This is a genomic window from Aureimonas flava, from assembly GCF_003583935.1.
GTDB classification, from domain to species: Bacteria; Pseudomonadota; Alphaproteobacteria; order Rhizobiales; family Rhizobiaceae; genus Aureimonas; species Aureimonas flava.
In genome coordinates this window covers 358,087-375,965 of the sequence record NZ_QYRN01000001.1, presented here as the reverse complement: position 1 = coordinate 375,965, position 17,879 = coordinate 358,087, and the positions used below count along the sequence as shown (strand labels likewise).

Here is a 17,879-nt window from a genome sequence, read left to right as displayed (position 1 = left end):
GCCGTCAGCCCTCGTCGAGCTTGCCGAGGTCGGCGGAGGCCTCGTCCAGGAGAACCTGCGTGAAGTCGAACAGGCCGGGGCGTCGGTCGCGGCGAAGGCGCTCGGCGTTGACGATCGACTGCACGGCGGAGAAGGCACGGTTGAGGTCGTCGTTGACGACCACGTATTCGTAGTCTCGCCAGCGCTCGATCTCGACCTTGGCGTTGCGCAGCCGCATCGCGATCGTCTCGCTCGAGTCCTCGGCCCGGCGGAACAGCCGAGCCTTCAGCTCGGCCATCGACGGCGGCAGGATGAAGATCGAGACGATGTCGCCCTTGGCCTTCTCCTGGAGCTGGAGCGCGCCCTGCCAGTCGATGTCGAAGAGCATGTCCCGCCCTTCGCGCATGGCCTTCTCCGCCGCGGCGCGGGGCGTGCCGTAGAGGTTGCCGTGCACCTCGGCCCATTCAAGGAGGGCCTCTCCGTCCCGCAGGCGGAAGAACTCGTCGCGCGAGATGAAATGGTAGTGAACGCCATCGATCTCGCTCGGGCGCCGCGTCCGCGTGGTGACGCTGACGGAGAGCGAGAAGCGCGAATCCTGGTCGAGGAGGCTGCGCGCGATTGTGGACTTGCCCGCGCCGGACGGCGAGGAGATCACCAGCATCAGACCGCGGCGGGCGATCGCGATGGGAGATTCGATGTCGGCCGATAGTTTCATTCGAGATTCTGAACCTGTTCGCGAAGCTGATCCACGACGACCTTCAGATCCAGGCCGATGGCGGTCAGGGAGGTCGCATTGGATTTGGAGCACACGGTATTCGATTCGCGGTTAAATTCCTGCGCCAGGAAGTCCAGCCGCCGCCCGATCGGTCCGCCTTGGGACAGAAGGTCCCGCGCGGCCTGGATGTGGGCGCGCAGACGGTCGAGCTCCTCGCGTATGTCGGCACGGGTCGCGATCAGAGCCGCTTCGGCATGGAGCCTCGCCGGATCGAAGGCCGACGTACCGTCCAGGAGCTCGGCGACCTGCCGTGCCAGGCGCTCGCGGATCGCCGCGACCTCGCGGCTGGGGTCTCGCTCGGCCGCATCAACCAGGCGTTCGATCTCCGCAAGCCGCGTTTCCAGAACGGAGGCGAGCTGGCCTCCTTCCGCCCGCCGAGCCTCGGCGAGACAATCCACCGCCTGCGCAAGTCCCGCCAGCACGTCGCGTTGCCGCGTGGCCGCCTCTTCCGGGCTCGGCACGCGCTCGGCGACATCGATCACGCCGCGCAGCGCGAGGAGGCCGTCGGCGGACGGCAGCGTCGCATGTCCGTCGCGCACCAGTTCGCCCGCAAGGCGCATGACCGCCTCCAGCATCTCGCGGTGGATCACGAAGTGCGGCACGTCCTCCGCGGTGCGCCGGAGGCTGAGCGAGGCCTGGACGTTGCCGCGCGCCACACGGGCGCCGACCGCGCGCCGCACCTCGCCCTCCAGCGTCTCCATGCCGGGCGGCAGACGAAGCCGGACCTCCAGCGTCTTGCCGTTCACGGAGCGTAGCTCCCAGACGAAGGCGGCATCCCGCGTCTCGCCCTCGACCCGGGCGAAGCCCGTCATGCTGTTCACGGACATCGCCACCTCGACCCGACCCGAACGTCCCGCGTCCCGCGACGCCGGCCTTACTGCGCCACCGCCGGCGCATCCGCCGCTTGCTCGGCCTCCGCACGCGCGGCCGCAGCGTCGCGCTCGATCTGACGATAGCGCCGGACGTTCGCGTTGTGCTCGTTGAGCGTGCTCGAGAAGGCGTGGCCGCCCGTGCCGTCGGCCACGAAGTAGAGATCCTTCGTGTCCAGGGGATGTGCCACGGCCTCCAGCGACGCGCGGCCCGGATTGGCGATCGGGCCGGGCGGCAGGCCGCGAATGACATAGGTGTTGTAGGGCGTCGCGCCGGCGATGTGGGACTGCCGGATCGGCTCGTCGGACGGTTTTCCCTCCCCGCCCCAGACGCCGTAGATGATCGTCGGGTCGGACTGGAGCCGCATGCCGTCGCGCAGGCGGTTGACGAAGACGGAGGCGACGTGCGGCCGTTCGGCCGCGACGCCCGTCTCCTTCTCGACGATCGACGCGAGCGTCACGAACTCGCCGATGTCCTTGACCGGGAGCCCATCCTGACGCCCGGCCCAGATCTCGTTCACGAGTTCCGTCTGTGCCGCCTTCATGCGGTCGACCATGGCGGCGCGCGTCATGCCGCGCGTGAACGTGTAGGTCTCGGGCAGCAGCGTGCCTTCCGCCACCATCGGCGGCATGTCGCCGACCAGCACCGGGTTGGCGGCGAGCCGCGCGTAGATCTGGTGGACGGTCCAACCCTCGGGGACGGTCACGGCGTGCTGGATCGACTTGCCGCTGCGCAGGATGTCCATGACGTCGCGCATGCTGGCGCCGGGCGCGAAGGCGTATTCGCCCGCGCGGATGCCCGTGTCGCCGGCCCCCTTGAGCCCTTCCATCGATTCCAGGCGAACGCCGTATTCGAAGATGCGCGCGTCGCTGACGATGCCGGCGCGCTCCAGCCCGTTGGCGGTGCTTTCCAGACCGCCGCCCGACGGCACGAGATAGGTGGCCTCAGCCTGCAACGGGCCGGGACCGTCGAACTGCCGCTTTCCCCAGTAGAGCGCGACGCCGCCGGCGATCGCCGCGACAAGCGCGAGGCTGAAGGCGAAGTTCAGGAGAATCACGAAGCCGTTTCGGGCGTGGCGGGACCGCCGCTTCGGCTTGGACCTGCGTCCCGCGACCTGGCCTGTCGGCTCGAACTGCTCGTCGGGACCGTGGGTCACGGGGGACCTCCCTCTGCCATTTGCGGGAAAGCGCCCGTCGGTCGCGCTTCCATCAGACTGTTTGCCGGTGCGCGCGGCCGCGCTTCCTGCCGGTATCGTCCGCAGGTAGCAGCATCCGAATGTGGCGAAAGCCGGAAGGCGTCAGCCCTCGAAGCGACGCAGGACCACGGAAGCGTTGGTGCCGCCGAATCCGAAGGAGTTCGACAGCGCGATGTCGATGCGCTTCTCGCGTTTTTTCAGCGGAACGAGATCGATCCGCGTCTCCACGGACGGGTCCACGAGGTTGAGCGTCGGCGGCGCGACGTTGTCGCGGATCGCCAGCGTCGCGAAGATCGCCTCCACCGCGCCGGCGGCGCCGAGAAGATGCCCGATCGCCGACTTGGTGGACGACATCGAGATCTTCGACGCCGCGTCCCCGACCAGACGCTCGATGGCGCGTAGCTCGATCTCGTCGCCGAGCGGTGTCGAGGTGCCGTGCGCGTTGATGTAGTCGATCTGGTCCGGCGTGATGCCGGCGCGCTTCAGCGCCGCCTTCATGCAGCGATACGCGCCGTCGCCGTCCTCCGCCGGGGCGGTGATGTGATGCGCGTCGCCCGACAGACCGTAGCCGATCAGCTCGGCGTAGATCCGCGCGCCGCGCGCGCGCGCATGCTCCAGCTCCTCGAGGACGACGATTCCGGCGCCCTCGCCCATCACGAACCCGTCGCGCCCCTTGTCGTAGGGACGCGAAGCGGCGGTCGGGTCATCGTTGTAGCCGGTGGAAAGGGCGCGGCAGGCGGCGAAGCCGGCGAGCGACAGGCGCCCGACGGGCGACTCGGCGCCGCCGGCCACCATCACGTCGGCGTCGCCCAGCATCACAAGGCGCGCCGCGTCGCCGATCGCATGGGCGCCGGTGGAGCAGGCCGTCACCACCGAATGGTTCGGACCCTTCAGACCGTTGCGGATGGAGACGTGGCCGGAAGCCAGGTTGATGAGGCTTCCGGGAATGAAGAAGGGGCTGATCCGTCGCGGCCCCTTCTCGGCGAGAACCAGCGAGTGCCGCTCGATGCCTTCCAGCCCGCCGATGCCCGAGCCGATCAGCACGCCGGTGGCGCACTGGTCGTCGTAGCTCTCGGGATGCCAGTTGGCGTCGTCGAGCGCCTCGGAGGCAGCGGCCACGGCGTAGACGATGAAATCGTCGACCTTGCGCTGCTCCTTGGGCTCCATCCAGAGATCGGGATTGAACGTGCCGTCCGCGCCGTCGCCGCGAGGGATCTGGCAGGCGATCTGGCACGGCAGGTCCGAAACCTCGAAGCTTTCGACCCGGCTCGCCGCGCTACGGCCTTCCAGGAGACGCTTCCAGGTTACGTCGACACCGGCCCCCAAGGGACTGACCATGCCGATGCCGGTGATGACGACTCGTCTCATTCCGAACTCTTGGTACAGTGGCGGGCGCGCCCGCCCGTTCGTCAGGCCTGGTTCTTCTCGATGAACTTCACGGCGTCGCCCACCGTGAGGATCGTCTCGGCCGCGTCGTCCGGGATCTCGACGCCGAACTCTTCCTCGAACGCCATGACGAGCTCGACCGTGTCGAGGCTGTCGGCACCAAGGTCGTCGATGAACGAAGCGTTCTCCGTGACCTTTTCCTGCTCGACGCCCAGGTGCTCGACGACGATCTTCTTCACCCGTTCAGCGGTATCGCTCATGGTCATTCCTCTGTTGCGATGGCTTTCGCCGTTTCGTTAGACGCCGGGGTCCCGTTAATCAAGCGTTACCCCGTCGACGTTGGTCCGCGCCCACGCTTTCGAGATGTGGGACGATCGGTGAATCCGGCGAGGCCTGCGGCTTAGCATGTCGGCGCCGCGCAGGCCAAGCGCCGTCAGATCATCGCCATGCCGCCGTTGACGTGGAGCGTCTGGCCCGTGACGTAGGCAGCCTCCTCCGAGGCGAGATACAGAGCGGCGGCCGCGATCTCGGCCGGCTGGCCCATCCGCTTCATCGGGATGGCGCCCATGATCGCCTCCGTCTGCTTCTCGTTGAGCTTGCCCGTCATCGCGCTCTCGATGAAGCCGGGCGCGATGCAGTTGACGGTCACGTTGCGCGAGGCGATCTCCTGCGCCAGCGACTTCGAGAAGCCGATCATGCCGGCCTTGGCGGCGCAGTAGTTGGCCTGCCCCGGATTGCCGGTCACGCCGACGATGGACGTGATGTTGACGATGCGGCCATAGCGGCGCCGCATCATCTGGTGCGTCAGGGCGCGGGTCAGGCGGAACACGGCGGTGAGGTCCACCTCGATCACGCGGTCCCAGTCCTCGTCGGACATGCGCACGAACAGGCCGTCCTTGGTGATGCCCGCGTTGTTCACGAGGATGTCGACGCCGCCGAGCTCCTTGTCGGCTGCCTCCGCGAGACCCGCCTGGCCCTCGCGGCTGCCGAGGTCGGCGGGCAGGACGTGGACGCGCTCGCCGAGCGTGCCGGCCAGTTCCTCCAGCTTCTCGCGACGCGTGCCGTGCAGGCCGACGGTCGCGCCCGCCTGATGGAGCGTGTGGGCGATGGCTTCGCCGATGCCGCCGCTGGCGCCCGTGACGAGGGCCTTGCGGCCGGTGAGATCGAACATATGCCGCTTCCTTCCAGTTCGTTGGTGTCAGCCGAGGCGGGCGAGCGCGGGCTCGATGTCGGCCGGCTTGCCGACGCTGATCGCGGACAGGCGCGGATCGATGCGCTTGGCGAGCCCGGACAGGACCTTGCCGCTGCCGACCTCGATCAGGAGATCGACGCCGCCGTCGGCGAGGTAGCTCATGCTTTCGCGCCAGCGCACCTGGCCGGTCACCTGCTCGACCAGGCGGGCGCGGATCTCCTCCGGATCGGAGATCGGCGAGGCCAGCACGTTGGCGACCAGCGGCACGCGGGGCGCCGAAAGCGCCGCGCCGCTCAGCGCCTCGGCCATGCGCTCGGCGGCCGGCTGCATTAGCATCGAGTGGAACGGCGCGGACACCGCGAGCGCGATCGCGCGCTTGGCGCCGGCCGCCTGCGCGGCCTCCATGGCCTTTTCCACCGCAGGCTTGGTGCCGGAGATCACGATCTGGCCGCCGCCGTTGTCGTTGGCGATCTGGCACACGCCGCCCTGCCCGGCTTCCGCGCACACGGCCTTCAGCGCATCGTGGTCGAGGCCGAGAATGGCGGCCATCGCCCCCTCTCCCGGCGCCACCGCGGCCTGCATCGCATCGCCCCGGATGCGCAGGAGACGCGCGGCGTCGGCGATCGACAGCGATCCCGTCGCTGCGAGCGCCGAGTATTCGCCGAGCGAATGCCCCGCCACGAACGCGGCGGACGCGCCAAGGTCGAAGCCCCTCGCCTCCATCGCCCGCAGCGCCGCCAGCGAGACGGCCATGAGCGCAGGCTGGGCGTTGGCGGTCAGCGTGAGCGCGTCTTCCGGGCCGTTCCAGATGACCTCGCTGAGCTTCTGACCCAGCGCGTCGTCCACTTCCTCGAAGACGCGGCGGCTCTCGGGATAGGCGTCCGCCAGTTCCCGCCCCATGCCGACGACCTGGCTACCCTGTCCCGGAAAAATCACGGCAAGCGTCATCGCGGCCTCCCTGTTCGTTGGTTGCCCGGGTAGTGGGCAGCGCAGCCCTGGCTGTCAAGGCGACTGGGCGATCCACCCCGGCGACCACGTCTCCGCGACATGTCCGATGCGAGATATCTCGTTAACGTTTCGGAAACCGACCAGCCCTTACGCTGCGTCAGTCCCGGGTGCAAATCCGGCCTGCGGAGCCTTAATTTCGCATGCGCGAAGGCGCAGGCTCCTCGAGCCATCGGACGCATAGGCAGGGAGCGAATCGATTGACGCATCGCACGGACAATTCCGGGCGGTACGGCTCCGGCCTGATGTCGGCCGCCGTATCCCATCACGAGTTCCACATCCTCGAAACGGTGCCCGTGGGCGTGCTGGTCCTGCGGGGCGACACGACACTCCTTTATGCCAACGATGCGGCCCACGCCCTTTTCGGCGACGGAACGGCGGTCCCGAACCTCGTCGACACGCTGCGCCCCGTCGACGGACGGGCGCTGCGAGCCCACCTGCACGACGGCCATCAGTTCGAGGCCACGGTCTCCGACCTGGAGACCGAGCGCCAGGTGACGGCGAGCGTCGCCAAACTCGGCGGCGCGGGTCAGACGGATTTCGTGGTCAGCCTGACCGACATCACCGACTTCAAGCGGGCGACCGAACGCGCGGAGTTCCTGGCCCACCACGATCCGCTGACGCGGCTCGGCAACCGGACGCTGCTCCAGTCCGTCTGGGACGCCCTGGAGAGGCGCCTCCGACACGGGGAGGTCGAGGTCCATGCGATGGCGCTCGATCTCGACCGGTTCAAGGAAGTCAACGACGTGCACGGGCACGCGATGGGCGACCTCGTGCTGCGCCAGGCGGCGAACCGCATCCGCCTGGCGGTCGCCGAGGCGGGCCAAGTGTTCCGCTTCGGCGGCGACGAGTTCTTCGTGTTGGCCGAAGGCGGTTCTCGCACGGCCGCCGTCGCGGTCGGCCGGCGCATCGTGGAGGACCTCCGGCGCCCCATGACGGTGCTCGGGCATGAGATCGTGATCGGCTGCTCCGTCGGCATAGCATCCGGGCCGCTCGACGGAACGCAGCGCGACGCCCTGCATCGGGCGGCCGATCTCGCGCTCTACGACGTCAAGCGAGCCGGCCGGGGCAACGTCGCCTGCTTCGATCCGAGACAGGAGCAGGCCCTTCTGGACCGCCGCCTGCTTCAGGCCGATCTCGTGCTGGCGATCGCCGACAACAGTCTCGAGCTCGCGTTCCTGCCGCAGTTCGACAGCGACAACGCGGAACTGGCCGGCGCGGAGGTCTCGATCACCTGGACCAACGCCCGCAACGGCCAGCGGATCGGATCCGAGGCACTGCTTTCGCTCGCCCAGGAAGCGGGTCTGTCGCACCTCCTCGACCTATGGACGATCCGGACGGCCGTCGCCCGGTTCGCCGAGCGACGCGACGGCGGCTGGGCCTGCCCCCGTGTCGCCATCGGCGTAGCCACGACGACGCTCCTGCGCGCCGACACGGCCGACGCCATCCTGCGCATCCTGGCCGAACACGAGCTGCCGCCGGAGCGGCTGGAGATCCAGATCGCGGAAGGCTCGGTCCTCGCGACCGGCAGCGACCTCGCGCCCGTTATGCGTCATCTCGCCGGAGCCGGGGTCCGGATCGCGATCGACGGCTTCTGCTCCCACCGTCACGACCTGAGCTACCTTCGGTCGCTCGGGGTCGGGCGCATCAAGTTCGACCGCTCGATCGCCGTGCGCATGCTCGGCGAAGCAGACGCGGACGCGCTGACGGGCGCGATCTGGACCTTGTGCCAGCGGCTGGCTATCGAGATGTCCGCCGACGGCATCGAGACCCCGCAGCAGTGGGACCAGTTGCGCCGGCTCGGTCGTCTCCGGGCGCAGGGCGCCTTTTTCGGCGAGCGGGAAGCGGAGACGCTCCGCGCCAGCGGGCGCAGGGCGGACGAAGCGTCCGGCTGATTCCGGGCCGGCACGCCTTGTCTCGGCGGCGACATTCGTTTAAGGGCTGCCACGTCATTGCCCGAGCGTCAGCCGGGGGCTGAACGGAAGGCGGTTCATTCGTGGGCCGCTGGGCATGGGCTCCGCCCATTCCGACTTCCCGTGTTCCCGCTCTCGACCGTCTCTATCGACGCGCCTTTCCGCCCCCGGCTCCCTCGGAGCCAACAGGAGAGTCGCAGAGGCTTAGCCGCTGTCGCCGGGCATATGCGCAACCGATGGAAAGGCGAACGCCATGGCTCTCTACGAGCACGTTTTCCTTGCCCGACAGGACATCAGCGGCCAGCAGGTCGAGACGCTCGTGGAACAGTACCGCGGCGTGATCGAGGCCAATGGCGGCAAGGTCGGCAAGGTCGAGAATTGGGGTCTCAAGACCCTCACCTACCGGATCAAGAAGAACCGGAAGGCGTACTACACGCTGATGAACATCGACGCCCCTTCGGCGGCCGTCGACGAGATGGAGCGCCAGATGCGCTTCAACGAGGACATCCTGCGTTACATGACGATCCGCGTCGAAGAGCACGACGAGGGCCAGTCGGCGATGATGCAGAAGCGCGACGACCGTCCGCGCCGCGGTGACCGCGACGGCGGCGATCGTCCGCGCCGCGAGGATCGCCCGCGTCGCGAGGACGACGATCGTCCGCGCCGTCCGCGCACCGAGGAGGCCGCGTAAATGGTCGACATCGCCCAGCTCCCCACGCGCCGTCCGTTCCATCGTCGCCGCAAGTCCGACCCGTTCGCGTCGGGCGAGTCGCCGAAGATCGACTACAAGGACGTGCGTCTCCTGCAGCGCTACATCTCCGAGCGCGGCAAGATCGTCCCGTCCCGCATCACTGCGGTGTCCCAGAAGAACCAGCGCGCCCTCGCCCAGGCGATCAAGCGCGCCCGTTTCCTGGGCCTGCTGCCCTACGTCCTGAAGTAGGAAACGCCTACCGCGCCGTCCGGCACGGGCCGCGATCTCGGGCGGCGGGCCACGGGTCCGCCGCCTCCTCGCTTCCGCCGCGTTCGGCACCGGCGGAGCGTAACGATACCAGAGCCGAGTTGGGGCCCCGCCCCTAACTGCCCGCGCGCAGGACAGCGAAACGACGAGATGAACCGTACCGCCCTCCCCATCGGACTGGTCGCCGGCTTGGCCGCGGCCCTCCTGTTCGCCGGACTGGTCACCCAGTCGCCCGGCGCGGTCGTGCTGGCCCTCGCCGCTCCCGTTCCCGTCCTGATCGCCAGCCTCGGCTGGGGAAGCCGCGCCGGCTTCATCGCCGCCGGCACGTCCGCCGTCGCCATTGCGAGCTTCATGGAGTCGATCCTGTCCGGTGCGGCCATGCTGCTCGGGTCCGGGCTTCCCGCCGCCGTGATCGGGCACATGGCAGGCCTTGCCCGGCCGCGCGAGGACGGGACGAGCCTCGACTGGTATCCGCTCTCGCGCCTCCTGTTCGCGCTCGTGGCGATCGCGGCGGCGACCGTCGTGGTGCTCGGCGCGCTTCTCGGCTACGACGCCGCCGGGCTGGAAGCCGCGGTGACGGACGCCCTGTCGTCCCAGCCAGACAGCCCGATCTCCGATCCGCAGCAGGTGCAAAGCTTCGTTCGGCTGGTCGTGGCGGCGATCCCCTTCGTGCAGCCGACGCTGACCGTGCTGACCCTCGCCGCGTGCCTCTACGTGGCGGCGGCGATCGTGCGGCTGAGCGGCCGGCTGCAGCGGCCGAAGGACGACATTCCGGCGACGGCGGGCCTTCCCCGGATCGCGCTGCCGCTGTTCGCCCTCGCGCTCGCCGCCTCCTTTCTGCCGGGCACGGCGGGAACGCTCGGCGCGGTGGTCGCCGGCGCCTTCGGCACGGGCTTCACGCTCGTCGGACTGGCCACCATGCATCGCCGCACGCGCGAGCGTCCGGCGCGCGGGCTCGTGCTGTTCTCGGCCTACGGCGCGATCTTCCTCCTGACCTTTCCGCTTCTCGCCTTCCTGGTTCTCGGCGTCTTCGACACCGCACGGAACCGCGGGGCGGACAATCCCCAGACCTGACACCTCAAACCAAGGATAAAGACCATGGAAGTCATTCTTCTCGAGCGTATCGCCCGCCTCGGCGGCCTTGGCGAAACCGTCCGCGTGCGCGACGGCTTCGCTCGCAACTACCTGCTTCCGACCGGCCGCGCACTGCGCGCCAACGACGCGAACCGCGCCAAGTTCGAGTCGCAGAAGGCGCAGCTCGTCGCCCGCAACGAGGAGCGCCGCACCGAGGCGCAGGGCGTGGCCGACCAGCTCAACGGCCTGCGGCTCGTGATCGTCCGCTCCGCCGGCGAGACCGGCCAGCTCTACGGCTCCGTCTCGGCGCGCGACATCGCCGACATCCTGAAGGAGCAGGGCTACCAGGTGAACCGCAACTCCGTTGAGCTGAACGTTCCTATCAAGGCGATCGGCATCCACACGGTGAAGCTCGCTCTCCACGCGGAAGTGCAGGTCTCGATCGAGGTGAACGTCGCCCGTTCGCAGGACGAGGCCGAGCGCCAGGCGCGCGGCGAGACGCTGAACTCGGCCGACGCCATCTACGGCGCCAACGAGGACGAGATCGTCCCCGGCGGCGGCGAGTTCTTCGAGGAAGGCGGCGAGGAGGACGAAGACCGCGCCTGATCGCGCACAGGTTGCGACGCGGATTCGTTCGCGTCGCACGATTCAATGTTGGAAGGAGCCCAGGTCCCGGACCTCGGGCTCCTTTTCTTTTTTCACGAACGCGTCATCATACGTATGGGAAGGCCGCCTTAGCGTCTCACCCGAATAGCGTTGGAGGGCGTTGCGAATGTATCCTCTGCTCGCGTTCTATTGCCGCCGCCTGTTCCGCCGCGGCCGCCTCGAAGTGCGCACCGCCGACGGTACGGTCCACCGGTTCGGCGACGGCGGCCAGCCGGCCGTCGCCGTACGCCTCGCCAGCCATCAGGCGGAACGGGCGATCGCACACGATCCCGCCCTCGCGCTGGGCGAGTGCTACATGAACGGCGAACTGGAGTTGGCGGAGGGATCGATCATGGATCTCGTCCGCCTCGCCTGCGAGAATGCCGGTGTCCACGCCACGTCGGAACTGTGGATGCGGCTCATCGTCCGAGCGCGCGGCCTCGTGCGCCGCTTTCGGCAGAACAACGTGCCGACTCGCTCGCGCCGCAACGTCCAGCACCACTACGACCTGTCGCGCGAGCTCTACGCGCTGTTCCTCGATCCCGACCTGCAATATTCCTGCGCCTATTTCGAGCACCCGCAGCAGAGCCTCGCCGAGGCGCAGCTCGCCAAGAAGCGCCACATCGCCGCCAAGCTGAACCTCGACCGCGAGGGGCTGGACGTGCTCGACATCGGCTCGGGCTGGGGCGGCCTCGGGCTCTACCTCGCCCGCACCGCCGGCGCGCGCGTGACCGGCGTGACGCTCTCGGACGAGCAACTTGCCCTGTCGCGCGAGCGCGTGGAGGCCGACGGCCTCGCGTCCCGGGTGAACTTCCGCCTCCAGGACTATCGCCACATCACCGAGACGTTCGACCGCATCGTCTCCGTGGGCATGTTCGAGCATGTCGGCCGCGAGTTCTACGCGGCTTTCTTCGGGCGCGCCGCCGAGCTTCTGCGGCCCGAGGGCGTGATGCTGCTGCACACGATCGGGCGCTCCACCGAACCGGCCGACACCAACGCCTTCATCCAGCGGCACATCTTCCCTGGTGGCTACACCCCTTCCCTGTCCGAAATGCTGCCCGCCATCGAGCGGGCGGGGCTGATCGTCACCGATGTCGAGGTCCTGCGCCTGCACTATGCCGAGACGTGCCGGCTGTGGCGGGAGGCGTTCATCGCGCGCCGCGAGGCGGCCCTTTCGCTGCACGACGAGCGGTTCTGCCGCATGTGGGAGTTCTATCTCGCCATCGCCGAAGCCGGCTTCCGCTGGCAGGGGCTCGTCGTGTTCCAGATTCAACTGGCCCGCCGGACGGAGGCCCTGCCGATCACGCGCGACTACATGGCGCAGAACGAGGCGCGCCTGCGGGACCGGGAGGCGGCCACGGACGACGGCCGCCTCCGACCGGCGCTGGAGGCGGCCGGCTGATACGGCCGCTCCACAGGTTTCCCACCGGCGCTCCACAGCCCCGACCCCATCGGCGTCTTTTTGTCGGCCATCGCGCCCTTAGCGTTGGCCCGGCGGCGCGATCTCGGGTATGAGGAATTTTTACCCAATTCCCGTGAGGTCGAGCGATGGCGGAAGCCGCACGCAAGTTCGAGGAGGAGACCCCTCTCTACCGCGAGGCGCCGGCCAACATCGAAGCCGAGCAGGCGCTGCTCGGCGCCATCCTGGTCAACAACGACGCCTACTACATCGTCCACGACTATCTGAAGCCGGAGCACTTCTTCGAGCCGATCCATCGCGAGATCTTCTCCAAGGCGTCGACCATGATCCGCATGGGCAAGATCGCCACGCCGGTGACGCTGAAGACGTTCCTGCCCGCCAACGACCGCGTCGGCGACATGACGATGGCGCAGTACATCGCGCGGCTCGCCGCCGAGGCGACGACGATCATCAACACCAACGACTACGGCCGCGCGGTCTACGACATGGCGCTGCGCCGCTCGCTGATCCGCATCGGCGAGGACATGGTCAACGCCGCCTTCGAGGCGCCGGTGGACGCCGAGCCGAAGGAGCAGATCGAGGAGGCGGAGAAGGCCCTCTTCTCGCTGGCCGAGACCGGCCGCTACGACGGCGGCTTCCAGTCCTTCGAGGACGCGATGGCGCTCGCCATCGAGATGGCGGGCGCCGCCAAGGACCGGGACGGCGGTCTGTCGGGCATCTCCACCGGCATCCGCGAGCTGGATCGCCGGCTCGGCGGTCTCCAGCATTCCGACCTCATTATCCTGGCTGGGCGCCCGGCCATGGGAAAGACCTCGCTCGCCACCAACATCGCGTTCAACATCGCCGGGGCCTACGAGCCCGCCGAACAGGCGGACGGCTCGTTCAAGGCCGCGAACGGGGGCGTGGTCGGTTTCTTCTCGCTGGAAATGTCCGCCGAGCAGCTCGCGACGCGTATCATCTCCGAGCAGTCCGAGGTCTCCTCGTCGAAGATCCGACGCGGGTCGATCACCGATGCGGAATATTCAAAGCTCGTCGCCTGCACCGAGATGATGCAGAAGGCGCCGCTCTACATCGACCAGACCGGTGGCATATCGATTGCCCAGCTCGCCGCCCGCGCGCGTCGCCTCAAACGCCAGCGCGGGCTCGACGTCATGGTGATCGACTACGTGCAGCTCATGCAGGGCTCGTCCAAGACGTCGGGCAACCGCGTTCAGGAAATCACCGAGATCACCACGGGCCTGAAGGCGCTGGCCAAGGAGCTCCACGTCCCGATCATCGCGCTGTCGCAGCTCTCGCGCCAGGTCGAGAACCGCGACGACAAGCGCCCCCAGCTCTCGGACCTTCGCGAATCGGGCTCAATCGAGCAGGATGCCGACGTCGTGATGTTCGTGTATCGCGAGGAGTACTACCTGCAGGCCAAGGAGCCGAAGCTCGGCACCGACGAGCACCTCAAGTGGCAGCAGGAGATGAACGACGCGCGGGGCAAGGCCGAGGTCATCATCGCCAAGCAGCGCCACGGACCGACCGGCGCCGCGCAGCTCGCCTTCCAGGCGGAGTTCACCCGCTTCACCGACCTCGCGGAGGAAAGCCACCTGCCCGAACGCTACGAGTAGGAGCGGCGGTACGGGGCCCGGGCGTCTTGTTTCCCGTTTGTTCTCATGCCATCTAGGGCCGGTCTCCCTCCTTCGCGATGCGCATGGCCAAGAACAAGACGTCCTTCATCTGCCAGAACTGCGGCTCGGTGTTCAATCGCTGGCAGGGCAAGTGCGAAGCCTGCGGCGAGTGGAACACGATCGTCGAGGAAAGCGACACCAACGGCATCGGCGGCGGTCCGCTCCGCTCCAAGCGCAAGGGGCGCCCGGCCGCGCTGCTGCCGCTTTCCGGCGAGACCGAGGAGGCGCCGCGCATCGTCTCAGGCATCGCCGAACTCGACCGCGTGACGGGCGGCGGCTTCGTGCGAGGCTCGGCGCTGCTGGTGGGCGGCGATCCCGGCATCGGCAAATCCACGCTGCTGATGCAGGCCGCCGCCGCCCTGGCGCGCGGCGGCAACAAGGTGATCTACGTCTCGGGCGAGGAAGCGGTGGCGCAGGTGCGCCTCCGCGCGCAGCGGCTGAAGGCATCCGACACCAGCGTCCAGCTCATGGCCGAGACCAATATCGAGGACATCCTGGCGACCCTGGCGGAAGACAAGCGCCCGGACCTCGTGATCATCGATTCGATCCAGACCGTCTGGACCGACATGGCCGAATCCGCCCCCGGAACGGTGACGCAGGTGCGCGCCGGCTCGCAGGCGTTGATCCGCTACGCCAAGTCGAGCGGCGCGGCGGTGATCCTGGTCGGCCACGTCACCAAGGAAGGTCAGATCGCCGGTCCGCGCGTGGTCGAGCACATGGTCGATGCCGTCCTCTACTTCGAGGGCGAAGGTGGCCACCACTATCGCATCCTGCGCACGGTCAAGAACCGCTTCGGCCCGACCGACGAGATCGGCGTGTTCGAGATGAGCGACATCGGCCTGCGCGAGGTGCAGAACCCGTCGGAACTCTTCCTGGGCGAGCGGAACGGACAGGCGCCCGGCGCGGCGGTCTTCGCCGGCATGGAGGGAACTCGCCCGGTGCTGGTGGAGATCCAGGCGCTCGTCGCACCGTCGACGCTCGGCACGCCGCGCCGTTCCGTGCTCGGCTGGGATCAGCCGCGCCTCGCCATGGTGCTGGCGGTTCTGGAGGCGCATTGCGGCGTCCGGCTCGGCCAGCACGACGTCTACCTCAACGTCGCGGGCGGCTATCGCATCCAGGAGCCGGCGGCCGATCTCGCGGTGGCAGCGGCGCTGGTCTCGTCGCTGTCCGGCCAGCCGCTGCCCACGGACTGCGTGTATTTCGGCGAGATCAGCCTGTCGGGTTCCGTGCGCCCCGTCGCCCACGCGGCGCAGCGGCTGAAGGAGGCGGAGAAGCTCGGCTTCCGGCAGTCCGTGCTCCCCTCGGCAAGCTCGGATCTGCCGCGCAGCCGGGACGTGGCGGCGCACGAGATCGAGAGCCTTCCTCACCTCGTCGCCCGGGTCGCGGGACGACAAGTGCAATCGGAGACTTGATTTTCGGGCGTCTTCGCAGTGTAAGACACGAATGACGGGCGTCGGCGCCGCCGCCCGAAGGAAGCCAGACCGGAAATCGAATGACCGTCACCCTGCTGGACGCGATCCTGATCGCCATCATGCTCGTTTCCGGGCTTCTGGCGATGGTGCGCGGCTTCTCGCGCGAGATCCTGTCGGTGCTGAGCTGGGTCGCGGCCGCCGCGGCGGCCTATCTTTTCTACGGACGGCTGACGCCGTTCATGTCGAACTACATCCACAACGAGAAGGTCGCGCTGGTAGCGTCCGCCGCCACGATCTTCTTCGGGACGCTGATCGTCGTCTCCTTCATCACCCTGAAGATCGCCGATTTCATCATCGACTCGCGCGTCGGGGCGATCGACCGCACGCTGGGCTTCCTGTTCGGCGCGGCGCGCGGGCTGCTCCTCGTCGTGGTGGCGATGGTGTTCTTCAACTGGCTGACGCCGCCTCAGTCCGGAAACCAGCCGACCTGGGTGTCGCAGGCGCGCTCCAAGCCGATGCTGGACGACCTCGGCAACCGCCTCGTCGGCGCGCTCCCGGACGACCCGCAGGAAACCATCCGCGAGCGCTTCGGCACGCCGGCGCCCGGCACGGACAGCGCACCGGCGGGCGAGAATCCCGCCGCCGAGCAGCCCGGTTCGATCGAGGACGCGATCCGCGACAGCGAGGACCAGCCGGCCGACGCGCCGGCCAACTGATCGCCGGCGGGGTATCCTCCGCCGGCTCAAGGGGGGACAGGCAAGGGTCGGCGCGATCGTCTCGCGCCGATCGCATTTTTGTTCGCGAAACCCTGGTCACGCCCCCATATGCCGGGCGGAACCGGGCAGCGGGCCGCGACCGGCCAGAACGGGTGTGAGATGACCAAGGCCTCCTTCGACGACATCGACGGCGACACCCTGCACGAGGAGTGCGGCGTGTTCGGCATCCTGGGGCACCCGGACGCCGCGACCCTGACCGCGCTGGGGCTCCACGCCCTGCAGCATCGCGGGCAGGAAGCGGCCGGCATCGTCACGTTCGACGGCCAGCAGTTCCACACCGAAAAGCGCATGGGCCTCGTCGGGGACCACTATACGGACCCCGCGACACTGGCGAAGCTGCCCGGCTTCGTCGCCATCGGCCACACGCGGTACTCCACCACGGGCGAGGTCGCGCTGCGCAACGTCCAGCCGCTCTTCGCCGAGCTCGAGGTGGGCGGCATCGCGGTCGCCCACAACGGCAACTTCACCAACGGGCTGACGCTGCGGCGCCAGCTCATCGCCGATGGCGCCATCTGCCAGTCGACCTCCGACACCGAGGTCGTGCTGCACCTGATCGCCCGCTCGAAGCACTCGTCCTCGTCGGACCGCTTCATCGACGCGATCCGGCGCGTCGAGGGCGGCTACTCGATGCTGGCGCTCACCCGGACCAAGCTGATCGCGGCGCGCGATCCGATCGGCATCCGTCCGCTGGTCATGGGCGAGCTCGACGGCAAGCCGATCTTCTGCTCCGAGACCTGCGCGCTCGACATCATCGGCGCCCGCTATGTGCGCGACGTCGAGAACGGCGAGGTGGTGATCTGCGAGGTCCAGCCGGACGGCTCGATCACGATCGACACGCGCAAGGCTCCCGCCCCTCCGCCCGAGCGCCTCTGCCTATTCGAGTACGTGTATTTCGCACGGCCGGACTCCGTGGTGGGCGGCCGCAGCGTCTACGTGGCGCGCAAGAACATGGGCCACAACCTGGCGAACGAGGCGCCGGTCGAGGCGGACGTGGTCGTGCCCGTGCCCGACGGCGGCACCCCGGCGGCGCTCGGCTTCGCGCAGGCGAGCGGCATTCCGTTCGAATACGGCATCATCCGCAACCACTATGTCGGCCGCACCTTCATCGAGCCGACGCAGCAGATCCGCGCCTTCGGCGTGAAGCTCAAGCACTCGGCCAACCGAGCGATGATCGAGGGCAAGCGGGTGGTCCTGGTGGACGATTCGATCGTGCGCGGCACCACCTCGGTGAAGATCGTGCAGATGATCCGCGACGCGGGCGCGCGCGAGGTGCATATCCGCGTCGCGAGCCCGATGATCTACTATCCGGACTTCTACGGCATCGACACGCCGGACGCAGAGAAGCTCCTCGCAAACCAGCACGATTCGCTAGACGCGATGTGCCGCTTCATCGGCGCGGACTCCCTCGCTTTCCTGTCGCTGGACGGGCTCTACGATGCGGTGGGCGGTGCGCCGCGCGACGCGTCGCGGCCGCAGTTCACCGATCACTACTTCACCGGCGAATATCCGACCCGCCTCCAGGACAAGGACGCGGCCAGCAACATCCACCGCCTCGCGGTGATGGCGAGCGGCTGAGCCGCCCGCCCCTTCCCCGATCAGTCAGGAG

17 protein-coding genes are annotated in these 17,879 nt (G+C 68.5%); 10 read left to right on the top strand and 7 right to left on the bottom strand.

The window, feature by feature from the left end:
• Positions 1-4: 4 nt before the first annotated feature.
• The 7 genes from gmk to fabD form a co-directional block, all read right to left on the bottom strand.
• On the bottom strand, positions 5-694 hold the full coding sequence (gene gmk, locus D3218_RS01875) for a guanylate kinase (protein ID WP_119538187.1): 690 nt from the start codon (positions 692-694) through the stop codon (positions 5-7).
• Positions 691-1,581: a YicC/YloC family endoribonuclease gene (locus D3218_RS01870; RefSeq protein WP_119538186.1), complete on the bottom strand. Its 891-nt coding sequence runs from the start codon at positions 1,579-1,581 to the stop codon at positions 691-693. Before D3218_RS01870 ends, gmk begins: the two co-directional genes overlap by 4 nt.
• Before the next feature lie 47 nt (positions 1,582-1,628).
• Positions 1,629-2,780, bottom strand: a complete 1,152-nt coding sequence (gene mltG / locus D3218_RS01865; RefSeq protein ID WP_245414878.1) for an endolytic transglycosylase MltG — start codon at positions 2,778-2,780, stop codon at positions 1,629-1,631.
• A gap of 141 nt (positions 2,781-2,921) precedes the next feature.
• Positions 2,922-4,187 (bottom strand): beta-ketoacyl-ACP synthase II, encoded by a 1,266-nt coding sequence (fabF, locus tag D3218_RS01860; protein ID WP_119538184.1) that lies wholly within the window; start codon positions 4,185-4,187, stop codon positions 2,922-2,924.
• A gap of 41 nt (positions 4,188-4,228) precedes the next feature.
• Complete coding sequence (locus D3218_RS01855; RefSeq protein WP_026358398.1) at positions 4,229-4,465, bottom strand: acyl carrier protein; 237 nt, start codon at positions 4,463-4,465, stop codon at positions 4,229-4,231.
• A gap of 173 nt (positions 4,466-4,638) precedes the next feature.
• Positions 4,639-5,376: a 3-oxoacyl-[acyl-carrier-protein] reductase gene (gene fabG / locus D3218_RS01850; protein ID WP_119538183.1), complete on the bottom strand. Its 738-nt coding sequence runs from the start codon at positions 5,374-5,376 to the stop codon at positions 4,639-4,641.
• Positions 5,377-5,403: 27 nt separating this feature from the next.
• Positions 5,404-6,345: an ACP S-malonyltransferase gene (gene fabD / locus D3218_RS01845; protein WP_119538182.1), complete on the bottom strand. Its 942-nt coding sequence runs from the start codon at positions 6,343-6,345 to the stop codon at positions 5,404-5,406.
• A 257-nt stretch (positions 6,346-6,602) separates the two neighbouring features.
• Between fabD and D3218_RS01840 the strand changes: the two genes are divergently transcribed.
• The 10 genes from D3218_RS01840 to purF all read left to right on the top strand — a co-directional run bounded on the left by D3218_RS01840 (position 6,603) and on the right by purF (position 17,848).
• The gene (locus D3218_RS01840; protein WP_168990388.1) at positions 6,603-8,297 is read left to right on the top strand and encodes a putative bifunctional diguanylate cyclase/phosphodiesterase; all 1,695 of its coding nucleotides are present in this window, start codon (positions 6,603-6,605) and stop codon (positions 8,295-8,297) included.
• 271 nt (positions 8,298-8,568) lie between these two features.
• A complete protein-coding gene (gene rpsF, locus D3218_RS01835; RefSeq protein WP_119538180.1) occupies positions 8,569-9,006 on the top strand; it encodes a 30S ribosomal protein S6 in 438 nt (145 codons plus the stop codon).
• Positions 9,007-9,255 (top strand): 30S ribosomal protein S18, encoded by a 249-nt coding sequence (gene rpsR / locus D3218_RS01830; RefSeq protein WP_062011642.1) that lies wholly within the window; start codon positions 9,007-9,009, stop codon positions 9,253-9,255.
• A 168-nt stretch (positions 9,256-9,423) separates the two neighbouring features.
• A complete protein-coding gene (locus D3218_RS01825; RefSeq protein WP_119538179.1) occupies positions 9,424-10,347 on the top strand; it encodes a DUF2232 domain-containing protein in 924 nt (307 codons plus the stop codon).
• 24 nt (positions 10,348-10,371) lie between these two features.
• Entirely contained in the window at positions 10,372-10,953 is a 582-nt protein-coding gene (gene rplI, locus D3218_RS01820; RefSeq protein WP_119538178.1) for a 50S ribosomal protein L9, read from the top strand.
• Between the two features lie 166 nt (positions 10,954-11,119).
• A complete protein-coding gene (locus D3218_RS01815; protein ID WP_119538177.1) occupies positions 11,120-12,394 on the top strand; it encodes a cyclopropane fatty acid synthase in 1,275 nt (424 codons plus the stop codon).
• 146 nt (positions 12,395-12,540) lie between these two features.
• The gene (locus tag D3218_RS01810; protein ID WP_119538176.1) at positions 12,541-14,025 is read left to right on the top strand and encodes a replicative DNA helicase; all 1,485 of its coding nucleotides are present in this window, start codon (positions 12,541-12,543) and stop codon (positions 14,023-14,025) included.
• 83 nt (positions 14,026-14,108) lie between these two features.
• A complete protein-coding gene (gene radA / locus D3218_RS01805; protein WP_119538175.1) occupies positions 14,109-15,497 on the top strand; it encodes a DNA repair protein RadA in 1,389 nt (462 codons plus the stop codon).
• 80 nt (positions 15,498-15,577) lie between these two features.
• Positions 15,578-16,213, top strand: coding sequence for a CvpA family protein (locus D3218_RS01800; RefSeq protein ID WP_119538174.1), 636 nt, complete (start codon positions 15,578-15,580; stop codon positions 16,211-16,213).
• Between the two features lie 159 nt (positions 16,214-16,372).
• Complete coding sequence (gene purF, locus D3218_RS01795) at positions 16,373-17,848, top strand: amidophosphoribosyltransferase (protein WP_119538469.1); 1,476 nt, start codon at positions 16,373-16,375, stop codon at positions 17,846-17,848.
• Positions 17,849-17,879: the final 31 nt, after the last annotated feature.